This is a genomic window from Cognatishimia sp. SS12 (genome assembly GCF_028369055.1).
Taxonomy (GTDB): Bacteria; Pseudomonadota; Alphaproteobacteria; order Rhodobacterales; family Rhodobacteraceae; genus Cognatishimia.
Genome location: NZ_JAQNCZ010000004.1, coordinates 273,395 through 298,796, shown reverse-complemented (window position 1 = coordinate 298,796; position 25,402 = coordinate 273,395). Strand labels below are relative to the sequence as shown.

Genomic DNA, 25,402 nt, shown 5'->3' with positions numbered 1-25,402 from the left:
GTCTTTCACTCCGCAGCAATCGAAGCTTTGGCTTCTTTCGGGGTGGATTTTGATTTCGGCTTTGCGCCGTGTTCGTATTCTTCAAGGAAATCGAGGACTTCCTGGCGGAACTTGTAGTAGTCCGGATGTTCCAGCAGCGCTTTGCGGGTGCGGGGGCGCGGCAGGTCCACATCGACGATCTTGCCGATCGTGGCCTGCGGGCCGTTGGTCATCATGACCACGCGATCGGCCAGCAGGATCGCCTCGTCCACATCGTGGGTGACGCAGATCGCGGTCACCTTGGTGCGGTCCCAGACTTCCATCAGCACTTCTTGCAGCTCCCAGCGGGTGAGGCTGTCGAGCATGCCGAAGGGTTCATCCAGCAGCAGCAGTTTGGGCGAAAGCGCAAAGGCGCGCGCGATGCCAACCCGCTGTTTCATGCCGTTGGACATGGAATGGGCTGGGCGGTCCATCGCATCGGCAAGGCCAACGCGCTCAAGGTAGTATTCTACCACATCCTGGCGTTCACCCTGGCTGGCTTTCGGGTAGACTTTGTTCACACCAATCGCGACGTTTTCCTTGGCGGTCAGCCAGGGAAATAGGTTGGGGGATTGAAAGACCACCGCGCGCTCTGGGTCTGCGCCCATCACGTGGGTCCCGTCCAGTCGGATGGCACCTTTGGAGATTTCATTCAGTCCGGCGGCCATGGTCAGCACGGTGGATTTGCCGCAGCCCGAGTGGCCGATCAGCGAAATGAATTCGCCGCGATCAAGCTTTAAATTGAAATCCTCGACCACGGTCAACGGACCCTTGGGGGTGGGGTAGACTTTGTGCAGCTGCGAGAAATCGAGGAAGTTCTTGTCGATCATCCCTTTCTGCGCGTCAGACACCGCCTTGGGCGCGCCGTGAATCGGGGTGACATCCGGCAGGATGCGGCTGCCTTCGACTTTGCTTTCGATGCCCACTTCCATCAGATAGCTGGTGATTTTCACGCGCAGGTCTTTGAATGTGTCGTTGTCATTCATTTCAATGCGGTCGCGGGGGCGCGGCAGGCTGACGGTGAATTCTTCACCCAAGGTGCCATCCGGGTTCAGCGCAATGATGCGATCCGCCAGAATAACAGCCTCATCCACATCATTGGTAATCAGAACGCAGGTCTTTTTGTCGGCTTGCCAGATTGCCTCAATCTCGTCGGCCAGATTGGCGCGGGTCAGCGCGTCAAGCGCGCTCAGCGGCTCATCCAGCAACAGAACCTCTGGGTTCATCGCCAAGGCGCGCGCCACGTTCACACGCTGACGCATCCCGCCCGAAAGTTCTGCGGGGCGGCGCGTCGTGGCATGGCTGAGGCCCACCATTTTGATGTAATGGGCGACTTTTTCTTCTTTCTCAGCCCGTGGCATTTTCGGAAAGACAGAGTCCAGCGCCAGCATGACATTGCCATGCACGGTGAGCCAAGGCATGAGCGAGTAGCTTTGAAAGATCACGCCACGCTCTGGACCGGGGCCGGTGATGGGCTGGTCTTTGAAGGTGACGCTGCCTTTGGTGGGTTTTTCCAGCCCGGCCATCAGGTTGATGAGGGTGGTCTTGCCGGTGCCAGAAAAGCCCAGAAGAACCAGAAACTCACCTTCTTTGACCTCAAGCGAGATGTCTTTCAGCACCTCGGTGTGGGCTGTGCCCTCACCGAAACCTTTGCTGACATTATCAAATTTCAGGATACCCATGTCGATCACCGGTTCGAGCTGAAGGTGAAGAGGGACTGGATGGCGTACATCACGCGGTCCAGCATGAAGCCGATGATACCGATGGTGAAGACAGCCACCATGATCTTGGCGAGCGAGCTGGAAGACCCGTTCTGGAATTCATCCCAGACGAATTTGCCAAGGCCCGGGTTCTGCGCCAGCATTTCTGCGGCGATCAGCACCATCCAGCCCACACCCAGAGACAGGCGCAAACCGGTGAAGATCAGGGGCAGGGCCGAGGGCAGCACCAGCTTGGTGATCTTGGTCCAGGTGTTCATTTTCAGAACCTTGGAGACGCTGACCAGATCCTTGTCGATGCTGGCCACACCCAATGCGGTGTTGATCAGCGTTGGCCAGAGCGAACACAGCGTCACGGTGATCGCAGAAGTGAGGAAGGATTTGGAAAACAGACCGTCATCCACCGTGTAGGTCGCAGAGACCACCATGGTGACAATCGGCAACCAGGCGAGGGGCGAGACGGGTTTAAAGATCTGGATGATCGGGTTAACGGCCGAGTTGGCAATTGGGCTGAGGCCCGCCAAAATACCGATCGGCACGGCCACGACTGTGGCCAGAATAAAGCCGAAGAACACGGTTTTGATCGAGGTCCAGATCTGGTCGTAATAGCTGGGCGAGCCGGTATATGCGATGTTCTTGACCTTTTCAGGCTCGCCATTGGCGATGAACTTTGCGTTACGCTTTTCAACACGTTCGTTGAATTTGGCTTCTTTCTCAGCTTTGGCCTGCGCATCTTCGTGCAGCACCACAGCTTCGGTCCAGACCTGCGCCGGGCCGGGAATCGCGCCGAGCGAGGTTTGGACTTTCGGGGCCAGCGTGCCCCACATCAGTAGAAAGGCGGCGATGGCCAGAAGCGGCACCCCGAGCAGCCGCCAGATTTCTTTCATCTGGGCGCGTGGGTTGTCACCGGCGGCGGCCTTCAGAATAGGTGTCAGCCAAGACACACCAATCACCTGGAACCAGGCATCGGCCTTGTTGATACGGGTAAAGAGCCGGGCGCGGCGCGCCTCGCGGTCTTCGGAAAGGGTTTGCGGATCGATTGCGGTCATTGGTCTGGTCCTGTGTAAGCGGGCGGGGCGGCCAGGGCGGCCACCCCGCGGCGTGCGTTAGCCTTTGACTTCGCCGGAAACGACGGTCTGGGTGCCTTTCAGACCGATCGGCAGGCTTTCAAGATAGGCGTTTGGCGTGCGGCCGTCGTAGGCGATGCCGTCGATGATATCTTCGGCTGGGGTGGGCGCTTTGTAGCCATCGCTGCCCCATGGGAAGTCCGCTTCGTTCGCCAGACCTTCGTCCACCAGCAGGCGCGCGGCCTCAAGGTAGATTTCCGGCTTGTAGACCGACTTGGCGACTTCGTCATACCAGCTGTCAGGCTTGGCTTCGGCGATCTGACCCCAGCGGCGCATCTGTGTCAGATACCAAACCGCATCCGAATAGAACGGGTAGGTCGCGTTGTAGCGGAAGAACACGTTGAAATCAGGCACGTCGCGCTTGTCACCTTTTTCATATTCAAAGGTGCCGGTCATCGAGTTGGCGATCACCTCATAGTCTGCGCCCACATATTCAGGCTGCGACAGGATCTTGACCGCTTCTTCGCGGTTGGCGTTGTCGTTTTCGTCCAGCCACATCGCCGCGCGGATCAGCGCTTTGACAACGGCCAGCGTGGTGTTGGGATATTCCTCGGCAAATTCTGCGGTGATGCCGAAGACTTTTTCAGGGTTGTTTTTCCACAGCTCATAGTCGGTGATCACCGGCACACCGATGCCCTTGAACACGGCCTGTTGGTTCCAAGGCTCACCCACGCTGTAGCCATAGATCGTGCCGGCTTCCATGGTGGCTGGCATCTGTGGGGGCGGGGTCACGGACAGCAGTACATCTGCGCCGATCTGGCCTGAAATGTTGTCAGGCGAATAATAGCCTGGCTCCAGACCACCGGCGGCCAGCCAGTAGCGGATTTCATAGTTGTGGGTGGAGACAGGGAAAACCATGCCCATGTTGAACGGCTTGCCTTCGGAGGCATACTGCTCGACCACCGGCTTCAGCGAGGCGGCAGAGATCGGATGCTGCGGGCGGCCATCGTCCATCATCGGAACGTGCGGCTTCATCTCTTCCCAGATCTGGTTGGAAACGGTGATGCCGTTGCCGTTCAGGTCCATGGAGAATGGGGTGATGATATGCGCTTCGGTGCCATAGCCGATGGTTGCAGCCAAGGGTTGGCCTGCCAGCATATGCGCGCCATCCAGTTGCCCGTCGATCACGCCATCCAGCAGCACTTTCCAGTTAGCCTGCGCTTCCAGGGTGACGAACAGACCTTCGTCGTCAAAATAGCCTTGCTCATAAGCAACGGCGAGGGGGGCCATATCCGTCAGCTTGATAAAGCCGAATTTCAGCTCGTCTTTTTCCAGTTCCAGCTCTGCGAGGGCTGGTGTCACCAGGGTGGTGCTTGCCAGCAGAATAGATGCAATGCGTTTCATTTTCAGTCCTTGCGTTGGCGATTTGGCGAAAAAAAAGCCGCCGACAATCCAGGCCTAGGGAGGAGAGTGGCCTGGTGTGTCGAGCGGCTTTGCTCAGGAATTCCCGAATCTTCGGGAGAAATTTGGTCAGCGCGACATCTTTGTCGAAGCTTCAATTTCAGTATGCGTCTCGCGATGCTGCAGTGCGAGAAATTCCAGAAGGTTTCTGCTGCAGCGCGGCGAGTTTGCATAACAATTAGGCAAAAATCTTGCCGGGGTCGAATATTTGACCATCAAAGAAGTGGTTTTTGGCGAGAATCATCTGCCCATGGACGGCCGCCACGGCCGTATCCTCGGCAAAAGCCCCCTCAATTTTCGCGGAGTCCAGCGGGAGGTCGACATTCAGCCCTGCCAGATTCTGCCGGTAAAGATCGCTGCGGAAGCTCATATGGGCGGCTTTGATGGCGGTTGCCACATCCAGCCCAAAGCGCTGGGCAAGGTTGCGCGCAATCCAGGCGGCCTGCGATTGCCAGGGAAACCCATTGTCATAGCCCGAGAAGCGCATGAAATCGGGTGCGTTGCGAATGCTGCCCTGTTCATCAATGCGCATGCGCCCGAACAGTGCGCGGTCGATCATATCGGCGCTTTCGCCCAGTTCACCCTTTGTGGCCATGATTTCTGCCGCCATGGTGACATTGCCGGGCTGCGCCAACCATTCGCCCGCGCGCCAGACCGCGCGCATCAATTTGCCCGTGACGGCCGGATTGGTGTTGGCCCAATCCTCGCGCACAGCCAGCACTTTTTCCGGGGCGCAGCTCCAGATCGCGGTCCCCGGCAGGATCAGGACGCTGCCCGCCTTTTCAGCCGCCAGCGATCCCCATGGTTCCCCGACGCAAAAGGCATCGAGGTCGCCGTTTTTCATCGCATTGGCCATCAGCGAAGGGGGCACGGCGAGAATTTGAAAATCCGTCTCTTCGATCAGCCCCGTGGCCTTGAGCCAGACCGAAATCAGACTGGCATGCATGGACAGCAAAAAGGGCACCCCAATGCGAATGGGGCGGGGTTGCCGCGCCAGGGCCGCCCCGGCGCGGGCGGCATCGTTGAAATCGAACGGATAGCCGTGTTTCGCCATGTCGGCGGCCAAGGTCTGCGAGACCCCGATCACCGTGCCATTTGTCGACAGGACTGACAGGGCATTGAGTCGCGGCAAGCCCCGCAACAGCCCGATGGCCGAGGCCACAGGCACGGGGGAAAGCATATGGGCGGCGTCGATCTGGCCAAAGGCCAGCATGTCACGCAGGGTGGACCAGCTCGGGGCGCTGGTCAGCTCAAGGTCGAGACCTTCTTCCTGGGCAAACCCCAATTCCTTGGCCACGATTAATGGTGCTGCATCCACCAGTGGAATAAAACCAGCCTTCAGAACCGTGCCACTCATGTCAGCAGGTCCGCCGCAGTCACCAGCGCCCGCGCCACATCCGGCACGCGCTTGCCCTGATCCATCGCGGTCTTACGCAAGAGCGCATAGGCCGCCTCTTCGTCGATGCCGCGCATCTTCATCAGCAGTCCTTTGGCACGGTCAATCACTTTGCGTTCTTCAAGCGCGCGCTTGGTGGTTTCCAGCTCGACGCGCATGCGTTGGAACATCTGAAACCGCGCAATCGCCGCATCCATCACCGGTTTCACGCGGTCGTTCTGCAACCCGTCCACCACATAGGCCGAGACGCCCGCCTCAATCGCGGTTCTGGTCATCTGCGCATCGCTGCGATCCACGAAAAGGGCCACCGGGCGATCCAGCGGGCCAGACGCCAAGGCCAGTTGTTCAATCGTGTCGCGCGAGGGGTTGGCAACATCGATCAGCACAACATCAGGGGCAAGGTCCGCGACCGAGCGCGCCAGGCCGCGTTCGCCATCCAGAACGTGAATGTCATAATCTCCGGTGACGTTCAGGCTATCGACAATGGCCAGCGCGCGGCGCTTGTCCTGCTCGACAATCACAATGGTCAATGTGTCTGGATTCGCCGACATGGGCGGGGGCGTGTTCATGCGCAGACATTACGCCGCCCTCGGGGTGCCGCCAGACAGGAGGTGCTGCTCGGTGCCTCAATTTGGGGCAAATGATTAAAAATGCGCCGCAATTGATGATATATTAAGCAGCCTCAGCTTAGGCTTTGGGGTGGGTCTTGTTATAGACATCCATCAGCCGATGCGTGTCCACCGCTGTATAGGTTTGGGTCGTTGACAGCGAAGCGTGGCCCAAAAGCTCCTGAATCGCGCGCAGGTCCCCGCCCGCTTCGAGCAGATGGGTCGCAAAACTGTGCCGCAGGGCATGCGGCGTGGCCGAGGCTGGCAGCCCCAGCTGCGCCCGCAGGTTCTGCATCACGCCTTGAATGTGACGCGCGTTGAGGCGCCCGCCACGCACACCGCGAAACAGCGGCTCATCGCCCTCGGGCGGGATGGGGCAGGCGCGCATGTAATCTGCGACCGCCGCGCGGGCCGCGGGGATCACCGGCACAATGCGTTCTTTTTTGCCCTTGCCCAAAATGCGCAGCACCTCGGGCAGGGGGAAATCATCAGCATTCAGCGCCAAGGCTTCTGAGATGCGCAGCCCACAACCATAAAGCAGCGTGATCACCGCCGTGTCGCGCAGGCCAACCCAATCCTGTGTTGATTGAAACTCTGCCGTTGCCAGGACGGATATCGCAGCATCCTGTGACAGGGGGCGGGGCAGTTTTTTCTCAAATTTCGGGGAACGGGTGGACAGCACCGAGGTCGGGTCAAACCCCTCGCGTTCGCTCAGCCAGCGATAAAAGCTTTTGACTGCCGAAAGCTTGCGCGCCAGCGACCGTGCCCCCAGGTCACTGCTGCGCATCCGCGCCATCCAGGCGCGCATATCCGAAATGCTGATTCTGGCAAGCGGGGCTAGCCCCTGCTGTGCGCCCTTGTGCTCGGTGATGAAGGCTAGAAATTCGCTGACATCGCCAAAATAGGCGCTGATCGTGTTCTCCGAACTGCCCTTAAGGGCCTTTTCAGACTCAAGCCAGCTGTCGCGGGCGGCGGCGGCGGCTGGCGAAATCAAGACAGCCAGCGGCGCATTGCGCGCTCAAACACACCGGCAAAGAACGCCAGCAGGTCAGATCCCTGCTGCGGCGTGAAATGGTGCGGATCCTCGGCCCCCATCACCAAAAGCCCCGGCAGGCGGCCGGTGCCAAGATCAAGTTTCAAGCAGGCTTCGGAACGGACGAAATCCGCCTTATTGCCATAGACATTGGGCGCACCGTTTTCGATTTGGCGCAGCGTGACCTGCCGCACCGGCGTGTTGCGTCCCATCGACAGATAGCTGTCGACAAACCCCGGTTCTGCAATCGCGAGCACATTGCCCAACCGGCCAATGGCAGGATCGTCATCACTCTGTTCCGTCTCGAGCACCAACCGCACCGCATCCACCCGCAAAATGTCAGCCACTTCGCCGTCCAGATCCCGCAGGAAGGTTTCAAATTCCAGCGGGTCCAGCATACGCAAGATCGCGCGGTGGACCTGATTGGTGCCCGCCAGATTCTCATAAGCGGCGGCAATCACGCTGCGGTGCGTGTCTTCCAGCCGGTCCAGCCGTGCCTCAAGCCGTTCCATCGCGATGCCGCGCAAATCGACGATATTGCCACCCATTGCGCGTTCATTTGCGGCAATCAGCGCTTTCATCAAATCAGTGTCATCCAAGATCATTTCAGGTGTGGAAATGAGCTTGTCGCGAAGCTGTTCTTCAATCTGTGCTGTGTTGGTCATGCTCGTGCCGAATTTGTTTTGTCTGGACTTTAGCAGAGCGCTGCGGGGATATCTGCCCCTTTTTCCTTTTGAGCATGAATTTGCGCTCGCCGCGTGGTGTATCTGCTTGTCCCTGCGTCAACTTTAGCGAAATTGGAAACGATGAGTTTCCTTCGGATTTAGGCAAATTTGTGTCAATCCTGCGGCGATTGGCCAAAGTGGCCTCATTATTGCCTTTTTTGATTCTTGCGCGGAGCGGCAACCGGGGGCCTCTTGCGCAGCTAAGGAGACTGGAATGCCTGTACCTTCCAAAACATTTACCTATGAACTTGATGGCCTGTCTTACACCGTGACCGTCTATGAAGAAGCCGGCAGCTATTATGCCGACATTACGGTGGACGAAGGCGCGATGGACGTGAACGCCATTTATTTTGGCGACGATTATTTCTCGGGCGACAGCGAGTCTCTGAATGGCCCGCTCAATATGAATGGCGCGCGCCTTGAAGGCGAAGATGTCCAGTGGGACGACGCTGTCACGCTGAGCAGTCCGGGTCTGGGCCGCGAAGGCACCGACAAGGAAACCTATCTGGCCGAGGGAGACACGCTGACCGTTGAGCTGGACATTGAAAGCCTCGATGACATTGATGTGCTGGGCATTCGCGCCACATCCACCACCACACCCGAAGGGTCGATCAAGGCGGTGAGCGATGATCCAGAAGAGCCAGTGGATGAAGACGAGCCAGTGTTTGAAAAGATCGGCTTTGGCTATGAAATTGGCGAAACCGGTCTGCTGGAAGACGGAATTTATGTCGGTGCTGATGAGCTGCCCGAGGGGCAGGAAGGCACCTTTGAGAATTTCGTTGATGCCTTTGAGGTCAATCCCTACGGCGACGTCACTCAGCTTCAGACCGTGATTTTCTATGAGATCAACGATGAGGGCGAGCTGAACGAAGCCCACCGCATCGAAGCGCCCGACGAAGGATTTGCCGATACCGACGAATTGCTGGCGGCCTATGACGAGGCAGTCGAGGACGGCGTGTTTGACGACGCTGGGACATTGATTGCGGCGCTGGGTATGGATGAGTCAGAGGATGACGATGGCGAGGCATCCGTCGACGAAGACATCGATGACGAGTTGATGGTCTAAGAGCCACATTTACTATTACCAGACAGAAAAGGGGCGAAACCAATGGTTTCGCCCCTTTTTTTGTCCAAAATTTGCAGATCGCTTAGAGGATCTTGATCTCTGCTGCCGCGATGTCCTTCAGGAAGGCGTCGAGCCCCTTGTCAGTGAGCGGGTGGTTGACCATGGCTTTGATCACAGCAGGTGGGGCTGTCATGACATCCGCACCGATCCGCGCGCTTTCCAGAACGTGGTTGGCGCTGCGGATCGAGGCCGCCAGAATCTGGGTTTCGAAGGCGTAGTTGTCATAGACGTTGCGGATATCTGCAATCAGATCCATGCCATCCAGGTTGATGTCATCCAGACGCCCGATGAACGGAGAAATGAATGTCGCGCCCGCTTTGGCCGCCAGAATAGCTTGGTTAGCCGAGAAGCACAGGGTGACATTCACCATCTTGCCTTCGCCGCTCAGCACTTTGCAGGCCTTCAGCCCGTCCCAGGTCAGCGGCACTTTGACAGCGATATTTTCAGCGATCTCGGCCAGTTTGCGGCCTTCGGCGATCATGGTGTCGGCATCAGTGGCGGTAACTTCGGCAGAGACCGGCCCGTCGACGAGGGCGCAGATTTCCTTGGTCACTTCGATAATGTCGCGACCGGATTTCTTGATGAGCGACGGGTTGGTTGTGACACCATCCACCATGCCAAGGTCGTTAAGTTCGGCAATGGCGTCGATTTCAGCGGTATCAACGAAGAATTTCATGGGCAGCATCCTTTGATGGGTTGGCCTTGGTTTACCGCTCGTTTACCTCATAGAGTGATACGCTGAAACCCCTTTTGCCGAGGTGGCCGTGGACGAGCCCGAGTTCTTTGATGAAGGCGCGCTGATTGGCGTGCTGACCACCCAACCGCTGGACCGTGTGCTGGATTACAAAGCACCGGCTGGTGGCTGCTGGCAAGGGTCCTTTGTCGAGGTGCCTTTTGGTCCACGCAAAGTGTTGGGGGTGGTCTGGGGGGGCGGGCGGGGCGATTGGGACCCGGCCAAAGTGCGCGCGGCCAATCGCGTGCTGGATGTCGCCCCTATGCGGCGCGAGATGAAAGAATTCATCGAAAAATCTGCGCAATATACCCTGACCGCCCTGCCAAACATGCTGCGGTTGGCGACCCGCGCGCCGGGGCTGAGTGATCCGCCCTCCATGCGCAAAGTCTATCGCCTGGGCGACGGAACGCCGGACCGAATGACCGAAGCGCGCACCCGTGTGCTGGAGGTGCTGCAAGAATTCGGTGGCCTTTCCTTCACCCTCAAGGAACTGTCCGAGCAGGCCGGCGTCACCTCTTCGGTGGTCAAAGGGCTGGTGAAACAGGGCGCGGTCGCCGAAGAGGATACCCCCCGCGATGTGCCGTTCCCCAAGATGGACCCGGACTATGGCGCAAAGGAGTTGACACCCGAACAAGCCGCCGCCAGCGCCAGCCTGCGTACCGGCATTCAAAGCCGCAGCTATGGCACAACGTTGCTGCGCGGCGTGACCGGTTCGGGCAAGACCGAAGTCTACCTGGAAGCCATCGCTGAAACCCTTCGCCAAGGGCGGCAGGCGCTGGTGCTGTTGCCGGAAATCGCATTGACGGCGGAATTTCTGACCCGGATTGAGGCGCGCTTTGGCGCGAAACCGGCAGAATGGCACTCGGGCGTGACCATGACCGAGCGCCGCCGCATCTGGAAAATGGTCGGGCAGGGCGGGGCCGAAGTGGTGATTGGCGCGCGCTCGGCGCTGTTTCTGCCGTTTCGCGACCTTGGGCTGATTGTGGTCGATGAAGAACATGACACGTCCTACAAGCAGGATGATGGCGTGCTTTATAATGCGCGGGACATGGCCGTGCTGCGCGCGAGTCTCTGTGACGCGCGGGTGATCTTGGCCTCTGCGACACCATCACTTGAAAGCTGGGCCAATGCGGATGCGGGCAAATACGAACGGCTGGAGCTTGCCTCGCGTTATGGACCGGCGGTGCTGCCGGATATGCGGGTGATCGACATGCGCAGCGAGGATTTGCCCGCCGCGAGTTGGATTTCGCCCAGCTTGCAGGCGGCGGTGCGCGCGCGGCTTGAAAAGGGTGAACAATCGCTGCTGTTCATCAACCGCCGTGGCTATGCGCCCGTCACGATCTGCCGCGCCTGCGGGGAGCAGATCGGCTGTGACCATTGTGATGCCAGAATGGTTGAGCACCGGTTTCTCAAACGACTGCTGTGCCACCAATGCGGCGAAAGCAAACCCATGCCCGAAGCCTGCCCAAGCTGTGAAGTCGAAGGCAAACTGGCCCCTGTCGGCCCCGGTGTTGAACGTCTGGCCGAAGAAGCACAGGCGCATTTCCCGGAGGCGCGGTTGGCGGTGCTGTCCTCGGATCTTTTTGGCTCCGCCCGCGCCCTGAAAGAGGGCATCCGCGCCATTGCCGATGGCGGGGCAGATGTGATCATCGGTACGCAGCTGGTGGCCAAGGGCCACAATTTTCCGCTGCTGACGTTGGTGGGGGTGATTGACGCCGACCTTGGGCTGCAAGGGTCTGATCTGCGCGCGGCGGAGCGCACGTTTCAATTGATGCGTCAGGTGGCCGGGCGCGCTGGGCGGTCGGCGCGCAAAGGCGCGGCCATGTTGCAAAGCTTTCAGCCCGAACATCCGGTGATCCGCGCAATTCTTGCAGGCGACGAAGAGGGGTTCTGGTCCGCCGAGGCAGCGCAGCGTCGCGACGCGGGCGTGCCGCCTTATGGGCGCATGGCGGGGATCATCCTGTCGTCTGGCGATGTGCAGCAGGTGTTTGATCTGGGCAATGCCCTGGCGCGGCAGGATGCCCCGCTGCGCCGCATTGGCGCGCAGGTCTTTGGCCCGGCCCCGGCCCCGGTGGCGCGGGTGCGCGGGCGTCACCGCGTACGCCTTTTGGTGAAGGCCGAAAAGACCGCGCCGCTGCAATCTGCGCTGGCAGAATGGATCGGGCAATTCAAGATCCGCGGCGACCTGCGGCTGTCGGTCGATATTGATCCGCAATCCTTCTATTGAAGTGCCCCTGTGCATTTGCGCAGAGGCGGGGCTGCATTTTGGGTTGGTGGTTTTTCTCGACAAGCCCGGGCGCGACGCCTAGACCGGCCCTATGATGCAGAAAATGACCTTGGCTGAGGCCGCGTCGCTCCCCAAATGGCGCCGCCCAATCCCGTTGCTGTTCTTGATGGCAGCGGCGCTTCCCATTGCGTTTTCTACCTGGTTTGCGCTGCTCAATAACTTTGTGATCGAAGTCGCCAATTTCGACGGCGCTGATATCGGCCTGCTGCATACCGTGCGCGAAATCCCCGGCTTTCTGTCATTTGGTGTTATTTTCCTGATCCTGATTGTGCGCGAGCAGATCCTCGGGCTGACCTCATTGGTTCTGCTCGGGCTCGCCACCGCTGTGACCGCGTGGTTTCCGACGCTGGGCGGCATTCTGATGATCACTTTGCTAAGCTCGATCGGCTTTCATTACTACGAAACGGTCAACCAGTCTTTGCAGCTGCAATGGCTGGATAAACGCCGCGCGCCCAAAACCTTGGGCTGGATCAGCGCCGGGGCCTCGGCCAGCACGATCCTGGTCTATGTGTTGATCATCATGACCTGGGAGCGGCTGGGCCTGAGTTACAATACCGTCTTTCTGGCCACTGGCGGGCTGACCGCCGCGCTGGCGCTTTTTGCGCTGCTGGCCTACCCGCAGTTTGAAAGCCCGACGGTGCAAGTCAAGAAAATGGTCCTGAAAAAGCGCTATTGGCTTTACTACGCCCTGCAGTTCATGGCGGGGGCGCGTCGGCAGATCTTTATCGTTTTTGCCGGTTTCATGATGGTCGAACGCTTTGGCTATGAGGTGCACGAGCTGACCAGCCTCTACCTGATCAACCTTGTGGCCAACATGCTGATCGCGCCCATGATCGGCGGATTTATCGCCCGCTTTGGCGAACAACGCACGCTGCTGATCGAATATCTTGGTCTGGTTCTGGTCTTCCTGGCCTACGGCGGGGTCTATTTCTTTGGCTGGGGTGTGGTTGTGGCCATGGTGCTTTATGTCGTGGACCACATGCTGTTTTCTATGGCGCTCGCGCTTAAGACCTATTTTCAGAAAATCGCGGACCCCGAAGACATCGCGCCGACGGCGGCGGTGGCCTTTACGATCAACCATATCGCAGCGGTGTTTTTGCCGGTTGTGCTGGGCCTGCTTTGGCTTGTGTCCCCGGCAGCGGTCTTTGTTTTGGCGGCGCTGATGGCGGCGACGTCCTTTGGCCTGGCGCTGCTGATCCCGCGCGCGCCTGAAAAGGGCTATGAAACGCGGCTTCAACTCGCGCGATCCGTTGCGGCGGAATAAGGGCCTCTTTACTTTGCTGCGCGCTGCATCTAGGCCGCTTGCAAGCCTATAAGGAGCCTCTGACATGCCGACCTTTACCGCCTTGACCACCCTGACCGGCAAGGATGCCGCCACCAAATTGGGGGAGGCGATGGAGAATCTTGTTCCAGAACCAACCGGGGTGGGGGTGTTTGAGATTGAAGACGGGTCAGGCCTTTGGGAAGTGGGGGCCTATTTCACCGAGGAACCGGATGACACCGCATTGGCCGTGCTGGAGGCCGCGTTCGGCGCAAAGCCTTTTGCCATTTCCGAACTGCCTGAGGTCGATTGGGTGGCCAAGGTCAAACGCGAGTTGACGCCGGTGCAGGCGGGGCGGTTTTTCGTCTATGGCAGCCATGATACAGATCAGGTGCCAGAGGAGTGCGAGCCGCTGCTGATCGAGGCAGCCATGGCGTTTGGCACCGGGCATCATGGGACGACCCTCGGCTGCCTGCGTGCGGTGGACCGTTTGGCAGACGAAGGTTTCGTTGGCCAAAACGTGGCTGACATCGGCTGCGGCACGGCGGTGCTGGCGATGGCAGCTGCGCGGATCTGGCCCAACCCAGTGCTCGCGAGCGACATTGACGAGGTGGCCGTGGACGTTGCCAAAGCCAATGCCCGTGCCAATGACCTTGAGGGCCGCGTGATCTGCCTTGAGGCCCCTGGGTTTGACCACCCAGATTTGCTGGCGGCGGCCCCCTTTGATCTGGTCTTTGCCAATATTCTCAAGGCCCCGCTTGTGATGCTCGCCCCGCAAATGGGCCAGCATATTACGCCTGGCGGTTTTGCGATCTTGTCCGGCATTCTGAACGAGCAGGCCGATGAGGTTGTGGCCGCTTATGATGCGGCCGGGCTGACCGTCAAAACCCGCGAAGAAATCGGCGAATGGACCACGCTGACGCTGGTGCGCAGCTAACCCGCGGCACGGATCAACGCACGCTTTGAAACGGCCTTTCGGGGCCGTTTTTTTCTTGCCCAGTTTTCTTCACCAAGGCTCTGACGCTGGGGCGGCGCTCAATTGGGGTGGCTTCGCGGTGCAAATGGGGCCGTTTTATGAAAATTGCGCAGGCTTGCCATAGTTTTGCCACATTTTTGAGGGAAAGTGGCCTTGTTTGGTGGGGGCCAAACTGTGTGTACTGCCATGATTGATCCACGTGATGAATTCTCACTTCGTGTACGTCGTCTGAACAAGAAACGGCGTAAATCCCTTCGTAAATCCGGAAGAGCACTGATTGACAGAGATGGCTACGTTATTGTGCGTGGCTATCGCGAAAGACGCAGCATCCCATTGACAGGGCTGATGCTGCTGATGGCCGGATTTTTTGGACTAAAGGGTGTCATGATGGCGCAATTGGGGCCAGACAACTATGCGACGCGCATTGATACGCTTGGGGAGGGTAGGTCAGCTGCCGTCGCCATGGGCGTTTGGACCATGCAACCGGACCCGGTTTCAACCTTTGTGGCGCAACACCTGAAGGGGATGCTGTAGCCACATCGCCACTACGCCGATTGCACACACAGAAAAACCGCAGCTCTCAGAGCTGCGGTTTATTTCGTTTTCACCATGTGGGTGGTCTTAGACGATGGTGTGGATGTCGCCGCGGGTCAGACCTACATCCAACAATTCGCGGTCGGACAGTTGCGACAGCAGAGCGCGGGTTTTGCGGGATTCGTTCCACGCGACTACAGTGCTCACCATCGCTGCGAGGGTCTGGCCAATGCGGCCGCCAAATGCGGAGTGAACGCGGTTTGTATCAAGTGCGGCCATAGCTCTTTTCCTTCTCTAAGTTTATGGTCTCGATGTTTCTTAAGGCGGATTTAGGAGGGGTTTGCTTACAAAACAAGCGAAATGAAAACATGCCTGATATGCGTTCTCTGCATGGCAGAAAAACTGCACGTTTTATGCGCGCGCTTTGTAAGTTTATTATTTTATATCAGTAGCTTATTTCCAGTCATTGTTTTGAAGTCGCTGCCCGCCCCTCACGACATGAGCGGTGTTTTTGCGTCACAATCTGCAATGCTGCTTGGTCTTCGTTCTTGTTTTGTGCTAGTCCTATTCAAAAGCCGCAAAAGGCAGGAGCAGTTTCATGCGTGTTTTGGGAATCGATCCCGGTCTGCGCAACATGGGTTGGGGGGTCATCGACGTCGATGGCAGCCGCATCAGCCATGTTGCCAATGGCATCTGTCACTCGACTGGCGATGACCTTGGGCAGAGGCTTTTGTCGCTGCACGAACAGCTGACAGATGTGGTGCACCGGCACACGCCTGACCATGCGGCGATTGAACAGACCTTCGTCAACAAAGATGGGGCTGGCACGCTCAAACTGGGGCAGGCCCGCGGCATTGCGCTTTTGGTGCCCGCGCAGGCGGGGCTGACGATTGGCGAATACGCCCCCAACAAGGTTAAGAAGACCGTTGTTGGGGTGGGGCATGCCGAAAAGCATCAGGTGGAACATATGGTCAAGCTGCAACTGCCCGGCGTGAAAATCGCCGGGGCGGATGCGGCAGATGCCTTGGCGATTGCGATTTGTCATGCGCATTATGCCCGGGCAAGCGACAGCTTTGCCAAAGCACTGAGAAAGGCGCAGGCATGATCGGAAAAATTTCGGGACGGATCGAATATCGCACCACAGATCATGTGCTGATCGATGTGCGCGGCGTCGGCTATATTGTCTATTGCTCTGATCGCACCTTGATGGAGCTGCCGGGCAATGGCGAATTCGCCGCGCTTTATACCGAAATGCTGGTGCGCGAAGACATCCTGCAGCTGTTTGGCTTTACCACCCTGCAGGAAAAAGAATGGCACCGTCTGCTGATTTCGGTGCAGGGGATCGGGGCCAAGGCGTCGCTGGCGATCTTGGGCGCACTGGGGCCCGAAGGGGTGGGGCGCGCCATTGCTTTGGGCGATATCAATGCAATCAAATCCGCCAAGGGGGTTGGCCCAAAGACCGCGCAGCGCGTGGTGCATGAACTGAAAGACAAGGCCCCTTCGGTAATGGCGCTTGGCGCGAGCAATCAGCAGGCCGCCGCGCCCAGCGAGGAGGATCAGGTGATTGACGCCGCTCCAGCGCCCAAACCGACCAAGCCTGCAGCCAAATCCGCACCCGCAGGGGGCATGGCGGCGCAGGCTGAGGCGCTTTCCGCGCTTAGCAATCTTGGATATGGTCCCGGCGAAGCCGCCGCCGCTGTGGCCGAGGCCGCCGGGCAAGGCGGCGATGTCAGCACCAGCGCGCTGATCCGCGCCGCGCTGCGCCTTCTGGCACCAAAGGGCTAAGACATGGACTCACCGGACCCCACCCTGCGCGCAGAGCCGCGCCCCGAGGATGCCGACCGCGCCCTGCGCCCGCAGGAACTGGGCGATTTCATTGGCCAGGCCGAGGCCCGCGCCAACCTGCGGATCTTTATCGAATCCGCCAAGCAACGCGGCGAGGCCATGGATCACACGCTGTTTCATGGTCCGCCCGGTCTAGGCAAAACAACGCTGGCGCAGATCATGGCGCGCGAACTGGGTGTCAATTTTCGCATGACCTCTGGCCCTGTCCTGGCCAAGGCGGGGGATCTGGCTGCGATCCTCACCAACCTTGAGGCACGCGATGTGCTGTTCATCGACGAAATCCACCGTCTTAATCCGGTTGTCGAAGAGGTGCTGTATCCGGCGATGGAGGATTTTGAGCTCGACCTTGTGATTGGCGAGGGACCCGCCGCGCGCACCGTTCGGATCGAATTGCAGCCCTTTACGCTGGTGGGGGCGACCACGCGGCTGGGCCTTCTGACGACGCCGCTGCGTGACCGCTTTGGCATCCCGACGCGGCTGCAGTTTTATACGGAAGATGAGCTGAACGAGATTGTCACCCGCAACGCTCGCAAACTGGGCGTGCCTGCGGAGGACGGCGGCGCGCGCGAGATTGCCCGCCGTTCGCGCGGCACCCCGCGTATCGCCGGGCGCTTGTTGCGCCGCGTGGTGGATTTTGCATTGGTTGAAGGGGACGGGCGCATCACCCGTGAGCTGGCCGATGGCGCGCTGACCCGGCTTGGGGTTGATGGGCTGGGCCTTGATGGAGCTGACCGGCGTTATCTGCGGTTCATCGCCGAAAACTATGCTGGTGGCCCGGTCGGGGTGGAAACCATCGCGGCCGCGCTGAGCGAAAGCCGTGATGCCATCGAAGAAGTGATCGAGCCATTTTTGTTGCAGCAGGGCCTGATCCAGCGCACGCCGCGTGGCCGCATGCTGGCCCAAAAGGCCTGGCGGCATCTGGGGCTTGCCGCGCCAAAACCGCCCAAGGCACAGGACGAGCTGTTTTGAAGGCCGGCCCTTGTGCGCCGCTGCATTGATTGGCAGAAGGTGCGCAAACAGCCAAGGAGCGCCCCGTGCCCGTCGTTGACAGCCCTGATCAGATCGAAACCATGTTCACCCAGCCCGATGGCAGCTATCGCTTTGCCCGCTGGGGGCGTCCGATTGCGCCAGTGGTATTTGGGGTCGAGGATGCAACGCTGCGGACCGTCAAAGGCGCGATCGAGGCGGTGGCGACGCTCGCCGGGCATCCGATCGCCGAAACCGACCCGGAGCTTGGCAGCAACCTCATGGTGTTTTTCTTTCGGGACTGGTCCGAATTGGTTGCGATCCCCGATCTTGATCAGCTGATCCCAGATTTGGCCCAACTGGTCACGCGACTTCAGACTCAGGATGCCAGCCAATATCGGGCCTTTCGGTTTGATGAGGCTGGGGCCATTCAGGCGGCGTTTGTCTTTGTGCGCATGGATGCGCGCATGGCTAAGCTGCCGGCGGACACCATTGCCTTGGCGCAGGCCGCGCAGGTGTTTCTGCTGTGGGCCCCGCAGGCCTTTGATGGCAAATCCCCGCTGGCGGTACTGCCCGGCAATGGCGCGACGATTTTGCGCCCGGATGTCGCGGGCATTATTGCCGCGGCCTATGATCGGATGATGCCGGCGACTGCGGATGACAAAAGCCACGCTTTGCGCATATTCGCCCGCCTTCAGGGCAAAGATTAACGCCGGGTTCAAGCGCGACCTCTGCTGTATCTTTACCTGATGGGACGAAATGTGCATGGTCTGCGCCCAAACGGCAGACAGCAGCCATACGGCGGGGAGGCACCATGGAACATACATTTCCGGTGCGGGTGTATTACGAAGACACCGATATGGCGGGCATCGTATTTTACGCCAATTATTTGAAGTATATCGAACGCGCGCGCAGCGATTGGGTGCGCGGCAAAGGCGTGCATCAGGCGGAGCTGAAGGAAAACGATGGTCTGGTGTTTGCGGTGCGCCGCATCGAAGCCGATTATCTGGCCCCGGCGCGTTTTGACGAGGAATTGATCGTTGAAACCCGCGCCATCACCGTGACCGGCGCGCGGCTGGTGATGGAGCAGATCGTGCGCCGGGACAGTGATTTGCTGTTTCAGGCCGTTGTGACACTGGTTTGCATCAATGAAGCAGGGCAGCCAGCGCGCCTTCCGGCGAATATTCGCTTAATGTTGCACTGATTTCGCCTCAAATTCCGGTATTGCTGCGGTTTCCTTGGCTTTCCCCGTGGATTTTCTGTACCTTTGCGTCAAAACAAACGGCACAGGCCGAAGCAAAGAGCAGGCAAAATGGAAGCAGCAGTCGACTTTTCGATGTGGGCGCTTTTCGCGCGCGCCACTCTGACCGTGAAACTTGTGATGGTGGTGCTCGTCATCGCGTCCTTTTGGTCATGGTCCGTCATCATCCAGAAAATCATTTCCTATCGCGCGGCCCGGCGCGAAGCCGCGCAGTTTGATCGCGCGTTTTGGTCCGGCGAGCCGCTGGACAAATTGTTTGACGAAATCGGCGCAGAGCCTTCGGGCCGCTCGGCTCGGATTTTTGCCGCCGGCATGATGGAGTGGCGGCGCAGCCACCGGCAGGATGGCGGGCTGATCGCCAATGCCACGTCGCGCATCGACCGTTCGATGGATGTCGCGGTCGCCAAGGAAGCCGAGGAAATGCAGAAAGGTCTGCCGATCCTGGCTACCGTTGGCTCCACCGCGCCGTTTGTCGGGCTTTTTGGGACGGTCTGGGGCATCATGAATGCCTTTATCGAGATTGCAGAACAACAGAATACCAACCTTGCGGTGGTTGCCCCCGGTATTGCCGAAGCGTTGCTTGCCACGGGCCTTGGCCTTTTGGCGGCGATCCCAGCGGTAATTTTCTATAATAAACTCAGCGCGGATAATGACCGCATCGTCGCTGGATACGAAGCCTTCGCCGATGAGTTTGGCACCATTCTCAGCCGTCAGTTGGACAGCTGATCATGGGGGCCGGTGTCATTCGCAAACAGGGGCGGGGCAAGCACAGCCGCCGCACACGCAGCCAACCGATGGCGGAAATCAACGTCACGCCTTTCGTGGATGTGATGCTTGTTCTGCTGATCATCTTTATGGTTGCCGCGCCGCTCTTGACGGTTGGCGTGCCGGTTGAACTGCCCAAAACCGCGGCTAACCCCTTGCCGGGGGAACAGGAAGAGCCGCTCACCGTGACGGTGACAAGTGACGGCACGGTGCTGATTCAGACGACGCCCACACCCCTTGATCAACTGGTGCCCAAGCTGCGCGCCATCGCGGTGGAACGCGAGTCAGCGCGCGTCTATCTGCGCGCGGATGGATCCATTCCTTATGAGCAGGTGGTGCAGGTTATGGGCGCGCTGAATGCCGGGGGCTTTTCTGACATCGGTCTTGTGACCGATATCGGAGGCCCGACCCTTGACGGGCAGGACGGATAAGGCGGGCGCGCTTGCATATCGGGCATTATATCTCTGGCGGGGCCCATGCCGCCTTGATCGGCTGGGTGCTCTTTGGCGGCGTCTTCCGCTCTGAACCCGACCCGGTTGAGGTGACGGGGGTGGATATCATCAGCACCGCGCAGTTTGAGGCGTTGCTGGCAGCAGAGCGCCCGCCTGCGCCGGAAACGGATGTCGAGGTGCCGGTTGCGCCTGAAGTTGCGCCGGAGCCATCTCCCGCGCCCCCCGAAATCACGCCGGAGCCGGATGCGCCGACACCGCAACCACAGCCCACGCCCGTGGCACCGGCACCGCAGGATTTGCCGCCAGCGATCCCTGCGCCGCTGAATCCTCCCGTGGCAATTGACGATACCGCCCCTGATAGCCCCAGCGCGCCGAAGCCCGATGAGGCGGCCCCGGTCGAGTCGGTACGCCCCGTGGCGCGCCCGGTGCCGCGTGTGGCCCCCGAAGCGGTCACAGCGCCGGACCCGGACCGCGAGATTGCTGATGTTGATCAGGCCCCAACCGCACCGTCGGACGATGCCGATTCGGTTGAGACCGCCGAAACCCCAACGGCCCGCGAAGAGGCGGCCACTGAAATTCCGACCGAGCCGCAAGAGCGCGCCAGCGCGCCGACCACATCCGTGCGCCCCAAGGCGCGACCAAACCGGCCCGCCGCCCAGCCCGCGCCGACCGAAACCACAGAGGCGCCAGAAGACAGCAACCGCGACAGCAGCGTGAATGACGCGCTCGCCGCCGCCCTTGCAGAGGCCGATGCTCCTGCCGTGCCAAGTGGTCCGCCCCTGACAGCGGGGGAGCGCGACGCTCTGCGCATTTCGGTGCAGGAATGCTGGGTTGTGGATGTCGGCAGCCAGGCGGCAAATGTGACCGTGACCATTGCCATGTCGCTGGACCGCGCGGGGCAGGTGGTGTCCGGCTCGTTGCGGCAGATCGCAGCTGAGGGCGGCGATGAGGCCGCCACGCGCGCGGCCTTTGATGCGGCGCGGCGCGCCATTCTACGCTGCCAGCGCGGTGGCTATAATTTGCCGATTGAGAAATATGACCATTGGCGTGAAGTCGAAATGACGTTTAATCCGGAGAAAATGAGGCGCAGATGAAACATATTATTGCATCCCTCCTGCTTGGTTTGGCCAGTCTTGGTGCCACCGCCCCCGTGGCGCGGGCGCAAGATGGCCCGCTTCGGATCGAAATCACCGACGGGGTGATCGAACCTTTGCCCTATGCGGTGCCGGCCTTTGTCGCAGAAACCGGCAACGCCGCGCAGATCGCGCAGGACATCGCTCGTGTTGTGGCGGCGGACCTCTCGGGCACCGGGTTGTTTCGGGAAATCCCGAAAGAGGCTTTTATCAGCAATATCACCAACTTCGCGGCCCCAGTTCAATTCGCGGACTGGAAGGCGATCAACGCGCAAGCGCTGATCACCGGCGCGGTCAGTGCCGATGGCGCGGGCAATATCGCAGTGAGCTTCCGAGTCTATGACGTCTTTGCCGGGCAGGAGCTGGGCAATGGGCTGCGCTTTCGCGGGACGCAGGATGGGTGGCGACGCATGGCCCATAAGGTGGCCGATGCGGTCTATAGCCGGATTACCGGCGAAAGTGGATATTTTGATAGTCGTGTGGTCTATGTCAGCGAGTCTGGCCCCAAAAATGACCGAAAAAAACGATTGGCGATCATGGATTATGATGGCGCGAACCTTAAATTTCTGACCGATAGCACCAGCATTGTGCTTGCGCCGCGCTTCTCGCCGACCGGGGATCGGGTACTGTACACCTCTTATGAAACCGGCTTTCCGCAGGTGTTTGTCTTGGACGTTGGCAGCGTCACCCGCCGCGTACTTGAAGCGCAAAGTGGCACGATGAGTTTTGCGCCACGCTTTTCGCCGAATGGGCAAGAAGTGGTCTATTCGATCACCGATGGGGGCAACACCGATATCTATCGCATGAATATTGGCACGGGCGTGCGCAGCCGTCTGACCTCGGCCCCGTCGATTGAGACCGCGCCAAGTTTCAGCCCGGATGGCCGCCAGATCGTTTTTGAAAGCGACCGCTCGGGCACGCAGCAGCTTTACATCATGCCTGCGAGTGGCGGCGAGGCAAAGCGCATCAGCTTTGGCCAAGGCCGCTATGGCACCCCGGTCTGGAGCCCACGCGGCGATCTCATTGCCTTTACCAAACAGAACAAGGGACGCTTTCATATCGGCGTGATGCGCACCGATGGCTCCGAAGAGCGGCTTTTGACCGCGAGCTTCCTTGATGAAGGCCCGACATGGGCCCCTAACGGACGTGTGATCATGTTTACCCGCGAAACGCAGGGTGCAACCGGGTCGGCCTCGCTTTATTCGGTTGACGTTTCTGGCCGAAACCTCAAGCCTGTACGCACGCAGGGCGGTGGGTCGGACCCAAGCTGGTCGCCGTTGCAAGAGTAATAACCAAATTGCCCGCGCGGCGACAGGATTGACCGCAGACCATTGAGGCGACAGTAGGAGTTGAGCATATGATGAGAGCCATTACAAAATCCGCCGCGCTATGCGCCATTGTCGCGCTTGCGGCCTGTACCAACCCCAACAGCGCCGGCCAGGGTGGCCTGTTTGGCGGCAACAGCGGCGCCGCAGGCGATGTCGTGCCCGGCAGCGCCAATGATCCGCGCAGCCCGGCCTATTTTCAGCAAGCCATCGGCGATCGGGTGCTTTTCCCGGTTGATCAATCCACGCTGACCGATGAGGGGCGCGCTGTGTTGACGGCGCAGGCGGGCTGGCTGATGACCAATTCGGATTACCTTGCGGTGATCGAGGGGCATGCAGATGAGCAGGGCACCCGCGAATACAACCTTGCGCTTGGGGCACGCCGCGCCAATGCCGTGCGCGAGTACTTGATTGAACAGGGCGTGGCTGGCAACCGGCTGAAAACGCTCAGCTACGGCAAAGAACGCCCGATTGAAATCTGTTCGCTTGAGGCGTGTTATGCGCAGAACCGCCGCGCAGTTACGATTATCTCCGCTGGGCTGACCAGTTGATAAAGAAAGGATAGCGCATGCGTGTTCTAGCCGTTGTTGCCTGTTTGATGGGGGGCGTTGCCCCGGGCGCTTTGATTGCGCAGCAAAGCGAGACCCTGGCCGATATCCGGCAGCAGATGTCGGTGCTTTATGTCGAGGTGCAGCGGCTTAAGCGCGAGCTGTCGACCACAGGCGCGCCGCAGACCGGCATCACGGGTGACAGCGCGCTGGCGCGGATCGACGCGATTGAGGCCCAGTTGCAGGCGCTGACCGGAAAGACCGAAGAGCTGGAGTTCCGGATCAGCCAGATCGTCACCGACGGCACCCGCCGGATCGGCGATCTTGAGTTCCGCCTGGTCGAGCTTGAGGGCGGCGATGTCAGCCAGCTTGGGGAAACATCGACGCTAGGCGGCGATATCGCGCGTCTACCTGGGCCGGTGCCGGTGACGGAAACCGGCACAAGTGAACTGGCGGTCGGGGAAGAGGCCGATTTCAACAGCGCCATGGCGTCGCTTGAAAATCAGGACTTCAGCGCTGCGGCAGAACAATTCTTGGCCTTTATCTCAAGCTATCCCGGCAGCCCGCTTGAGGCAGAGGCGCACCTGCGCCGGGGCGAAGCCCTGGAAGGCACCGGCGCGATGCCGGATGCGGCCCGCGCCTATTTGGAAAGCTATTCTGGATACCCGCTCAGCAGTGTTGCACCAGAGGCGCTGTATCGACTGGGGGCGTCGCTGGGCAAATTGGGGCAGGTGAACGAGGCCTGCGTGACCCTCAGCGAGGTTGAGGTGCGCCACCCCGGCCATGACATTATCGGCGATGCGCGCACCGAAATGCAGAGCCTTGGATGCAGCTGACCAGCGCTGATGAACGGCTGCTGACGCAAATTACCGCTGCACTTGAGATCAGGCGACACGCGACGCTGGGCGTTGCTGTTTCTGGGGGCGGCGATTCTATGGCCTTGTTGCATCTTTTGGTGCATTTGCGCGCGCGGTGGTCGTTGAAACTATCGGCGATCACTGTCGATCACGGCTTGCGCGATGGGGCCGCGGCAGAGGCGCAATTTGTTGCGAAGGCATGTGATGCGCTTGGCATTCCCCATGTCACCCGGCGTTGGCAGGGCTGGGATGGGCGCGGCAATCTGCAAGACGCTGCGCGGCAGGCGCGGTATCGCATGATCAGCGACTGGGCGGTCGATACGGGTTGTGACAGCGTTTGTCTTGGACACACGCAGGATGATGTAGCCGAGACATTTTTGATGCGCCTTGGGCGGGCGAGCGGCGTGGATGGCCTGGCCACTATGGCCCGGCAATTTGAGCGCGCGGGCATGAGGTATTTGCGCCCGCTGCTGACGATGTCGCGCGACGAATTGCGCGCGTTTCTGCGGCGGCATCAACTGGAATGGTGCGAAGACCCTTCCAATGAAAACGACATGTTCCAGCGCGTGCGGGCACGCAAGGCGCTGGCCGGGCTGGCACCGCTGGGCATCACTGCAGAGACGCTGGCGCAGGTTGCCGCCAACATGACCGATGTCAGCGCAGTGATGCTGGATCAGCTGCGTGCATTGGCGCAGACCGCCGTCAGCGAAGACAATGGCGATCTGCTTATTGAGAACAAGGCCTTTGGTGTGGCCCGCTTTGAGTTGCGCCGCCGGCTATTGCTGGCCGCCCTCAACTGGATACAGCCAAGCCCCTATCCGCAGCGGCGCAGCGCAGTGCAGGCGCTGGATGCTGCCATCGCGGAGGGGCGGGTGTTTTCCCTTGGCGGCTGTCTCATTCAGCCCGGCGAAAGGCAGTTCCGCGTGATGCGCGAATATAACGCGGTGCGCGACCTGGTCGAGCATTCGCCCGCCTGGGATCGCTGGCATCTGACCGGCTATTGGCAGGTGGGCATGCAGGTGCGCGCCCTCGGGGAGCCGGCGCTTGCGGTGGGAGACAATTGGCGCGACAGCGGCCTGCCGCGACGCTCGCTGATGGCGTCGCCCGCGCTTTGGCAGGATGGGCGGCTGATTGCCGCGCCGCTGGCCGGAATGATGAATGGTTGGCAAGCCACGCTTAAATCCGCATCATTTCAGGACAGCTTGGCCCGCGGGGACAATTATCGCATTGAACCTCGGTGATTGATGTCTATTTAACAGGTGTGGCTGCTGTGTTAGGGACAGCGCCAATTGACTTTTGGGAGAATT

Annotated in this window: 26 protein-coding genes; 17 read left to right on the top strand and 9 right to left on the bottom strand. The window is 59.8% G+C overall.

What is annotated here, in order from left to right:
• Positions 1-5: 5 nt before the first annotated feature.
• From N6L24_RS10935 to N6L24_RS10905, 7 genes are all read right to left on the bottom strand, one after another.
• A complete protein-coding gene (locus N6L24_RS10935) occupies positions 6-1,700 on the bottom strand; it encodes an ABC transporter ATP-binding protein (RefSeq protein WP_271844713.1) in 1,695 nt (564 codons plus the stop codon).
• Positions 1,701-1,705: 5 nt separating this feature from the next.
• On the bottom strand, positions 1,706-2,785 hold the full coding sequence (locus tag N6L24_RS10930; protein ID WP_271844712.1) for an ABC transporter permease: 1,080 nt from the start codon (positions 2,783-2,785) through the stop codon (positions 1,706-1,708).
• A 57-nt stretch (positions 2,786-2,842) separates the two neighbouring features.
• Entirely contained in the window at positions 2,843-4,207 is a 1,365-nt protein-coding gene (locus tag N6L24_RS10925) for a CmpA/NrtA family ABC transporter substrate-binding protein (protein WP_271844711.1), read from the bottom strand.
• A 235-nt stretch (positions 4,208-4,442) separates the two neighbouring features.
• The gene (locus tag N6L24_RS10920; RefSeq protein WP_271844710.1) at positions 4,443-5,621 is read right to left on the bottom strand and encodes an ABC transporter substrate-binding protein; all 1,179 of its coding nucleotides are present in this window, start codon (positions 5,619-5,621) and stop codon (positions 4,443-4,445) included.
• Positions 5,618-6,211 (bottom strand): ANTAR domain-containing response regulator, encoded by a 594-nt coding sequence (locus N6L24_RS10915; RefSeq protein ID WP_271844709.1) that lies wholly within the window; start codon positions 6,209-6,211, stop codon positions 5,618-5,620. The genes N6L24_RS10920 and N6L24_RS10915 overlap by 4 nt, the downstream gene beginning before the upstream one ends.
• Before the next feature lie 136 nt (positions 6,212-6,347).
• Complete coding sequence (locus N6L24_RS10910) at positions 6,348-7,271, bottom strand: tyrosine recombinase XerC (RefSeq protein ID WP_442872599.1); 924 nt, start codon at positions 7,269-7,271, stop codon at positions 6,348-6,350.
• A complete protein-coding gene (locus N6L24_RS10905) occupies positions 7,259-7,966 on the bottom strand; it encodes a DUF484 family protein (RefSeq protein ID WP_271844707.1) in 708 nt (235 codons plus the stop codon). Before N6L24_RS10905 ends, N6L24_RS10910 begins: the two co-directional genes overlap by 13 nt.
• Positions 7,967-8,240: 274 nt before the next feature.
• Here N6L24_RS10905 and N6L24_RS10900 point away from each other — a divergent pair, with 274 nt between their 5' ends.
• Complete coding sequence (locus N6L24_RS10900) at positions 8,241-9,092, top strand: hypothetical protein (RefSeq protein WP_271844706.1); 852 nt, start codon at positions 8,241-8,243, stop codon at positions 9,090-9,092.
• 82 nt (positions 9,093-9,174) lie between these two features.
• Here the strand turns inward: N6L24_RS10900 and fsa are convergent, their stop codons facing one another.
• On the bottom strand, positions 9,175-9,828 hold the full coding sequence (gene fsa / locus N6L24_RS10895; RefSeq protein WP_271844705.1) for a fructose-6-phosphate aldolase: 654 nt from the start codon (positions 9,826-9,828) through the stop codon (positions 9,175-9,177).
• An 88-nt stretch (positions 9,829-9,916) separates the two neighbouring features.
• Between fsa and N6L24_RS10890 the strand changes: the two genes are divergently transcribed.
• The 4 genes from N6L24_RS10890 to N6L24_RS10875 all read left to right on the top strand — a co-directional run bounded on the left by N6L24_RS10890 (position 9,917) and on the right by N6L24_RS10875 (position 14,943).
• Positions 9,917-12,112 (top strand): primosomal protein N', encoded by a 2,196-nt coding sequence (locus tag N6L24_RS10890; RefSeq protein WP_271844704.1) that lies wholly within the window; start codon positions 9,917-9,919, stop codon positions 12,110-12,112.
• A 91-nt stretch (positions 12,113-12,203) separates the two neighbouring features.
• Positions 12,204-13,436, top strand: coding sequence for an MFS transporter (locus N6L24_RS10885; protein ID WP_271844703.1), 1,233 nt, complete (start codon positions 12,204-12,206; stop codon positions 13,434-13,436).
• A 64-nt stretch (positions 13,437-13,500) separates the two neighbouring features.
• Positions 13,501-14,370, top strand: a complete 870-nt coding sequence (locus N6L24_RS10880; protein ID WP_271844702.1) for a 50S ribosomal protein L11 methyltransferase — start codon at positions 13,501-13,503, stop codon at positions 14,368-14,370.
• A gap of 225 nt (positions 14,371-14,595) precedes the next feature.
• Positions 14,596-14,943: a hypothetical protein gene (locus N6L24_RS10875; protein WP_271844701.1), complete on the top strand. Its 348-nt coding sequence runs from the start codon at positions 14,596-14,598 to the stop codon at positions 14,941-14,943.
• A gap of 87 nt (positions 14,944-15,030) precedes the next feature.
• Here the strand turns inward: N6L24_RS10875 and N6L24_RS10870 are convergent, their stop codons facing one another.
• Positions 15,031-15,222 (bottom strand): DUF1127 domain-containing protein, encoded by a 192-nt coding sequence (locus N6L24_RS10870; protein WP_271844700.1) that lies wholly within the window; start codon positions 15,220-15,222, stop codon positions 15,031-15,033.
• Between the two features lie 319 nt (positions 15,223-15,541).
• On the opposite strand from N6L24_RS10870, the gene ruvC reads away from it, so the two are divergent.
• The 12 genes from ruvC (at position 15,542) to tilS (ending at position 25,336) form a co-directional block, all read left to right on the top strand.
• On the top strand, positions 15,542-16,048 hold the full coding sequence (gene ruvC, locus N6L24_RS10865) for a crossover junction endodeoxyribonuclease RuvC (protein ID WP_271844699.1): 507 nt from the start codon (positions 15,542-15,544) through the stop codon (positions 16,046-16,048).
• Positions 16,045-16,728, top strand: coding sequence for a Holliday junction branch migration protein RuvA (gene ruvA, locus N6L24_RS10860; RefSeq protein WP_271844698.1), 684 nt, complete (start codon positions 16,045-16,047; stop codon positions 16,726-16,728). The genes ruvC and ruvA overlap by 4 nt, the downstream gene beginning before the upstream one ends.
• A 3-nt stretch (positions 16,729-16,731) precedes the next feature.
• On the top strand, positions 16,732-17,757 hold the full coding sequence (ruvB, locus tag N6L24_RS10855; RefSeq protein WP_271844697.1) for a Holliday junction branch migration DNA helicase RuvB: 1,026 nt from the start codon (positions 16,732-16,734) through the stop codon (positions 17,755-17,757).
• A 101-nt stretch (positions 17,758-17,858) separates the two neighbouring features.
• Positions 17,859-18,464 carry a hypothetical protein gene (locus tag N6L24_RS10850; protein WP_271844850.1) on the top strand — a complete coding sequence of 202 codons (606 nt, stop codon included), beginning with the start codon at positions 17,859-17,861 and terminating at the stop codon, positions 18,462-18,464.
• Between the two features lie 104 nt (positions 18,465-18,568).
• Positions 18,569-18,958 carry a tol-pal system-associated acyl-CoA thioesterase gene (gene ybgC, locus N6L24_RS10845; RefSeq protein WP_271844696.1) on the top strand — a complete coding sequence of 130 codons (390 nt, stop codon included), beginning with the start codon at positions 18,569-18,571 and terminating at the stop codon, positions 18,956-18,958.
• Positions 18,959-19,066: 108 nt separating this feature from the next.
• Positions 19,067-19,741: a protein TolQ gene (tolQ, locus tag N6L24_RS10840; protein WP_271844695.1), complete on the top strand. Its 675-nt coding sequence runs from the start codon at positions 19,067-19,069 to the stop codon at positions 19,739-19,741.
• Positions 19,742-19,743: 2 nt separating this feature from the next.
• On the top strand, positions 19,744-20,211 hold the full coding sequence (tolR, locus tag N6L24_RS10835) for a protein TolR (RefSeq protein WP_271844694.1): 468 nt from the start codon (positions 19,744-19,746) through the stop codon (positions 20,209-20,211).
• Positions 20,212-20,222: 11 nt separating this feature from the next.
• Positions 20,223-21,326, top strand: coding sequence for a hypothetical protein (locus N6L24_RS10830; protein WP_271844693.1), 1,104 nt, complete (start codon positions 20,223-20,225; stop codon positions 21,324-21,326).
• Entirely contained in the window at positions 21,323-22,654 is a 1,332-nt protein-coding gene (gene tolB / locus N6L24_RS10825; RefSeq protein WP_271844692.1) for a Tol-Pal system beta propeller repeat protein TolB, read from the top strand. The genes N6L24_RS10830 and tolB overlap by 4 nt, the downstream gene beginning before the upstream one ends.
• Before the next feature lie 71 nt (positions 22,655-22,725).
• Positions 22,726-23,241: a peptidoglycan-associated lipoprotein Pal gene (pal, locus tag N6L24_RS10820; RefSeq protein WP_271844849.1), complete on the top strand. Its 516-nt coding sequence runs from the start codon at positions 22,726-22,728 to the stop codon at positions 23,239-23,241.
• 17 nt (positions 23,242-23,258) lie between these two features.
• The gene (gene ybgF, locus N6L24_RS10815; RefSeq protein ID WP_271844691.1) at positions 23,259-24,074 is read left to right on the top strand and encodes a tol-pal system protein YbgF; all 816 of its coding nucleotides are present in this window, start codon (positions 23,259-23,261) and stop codon (positions 24,072-24,074) included.
• Positions 24,065-25,336: a tRNA lysidine(34) synthetase TilS gene (tilS, locus tag N6L24_RS10810; protein ID WP_271844690.1), complete on the top strand. Its 1,272-nt coding sequence runs from the start codon at positions 24,065-24,067 to the stop codon at positions 25,334-25,336. The genes ybgF and tilS overlap by 10 nt, the downstream gene beginning before the upstream one ends.
• Positions 25,337-25,402 lie beyond the last annotated feature (66 nt).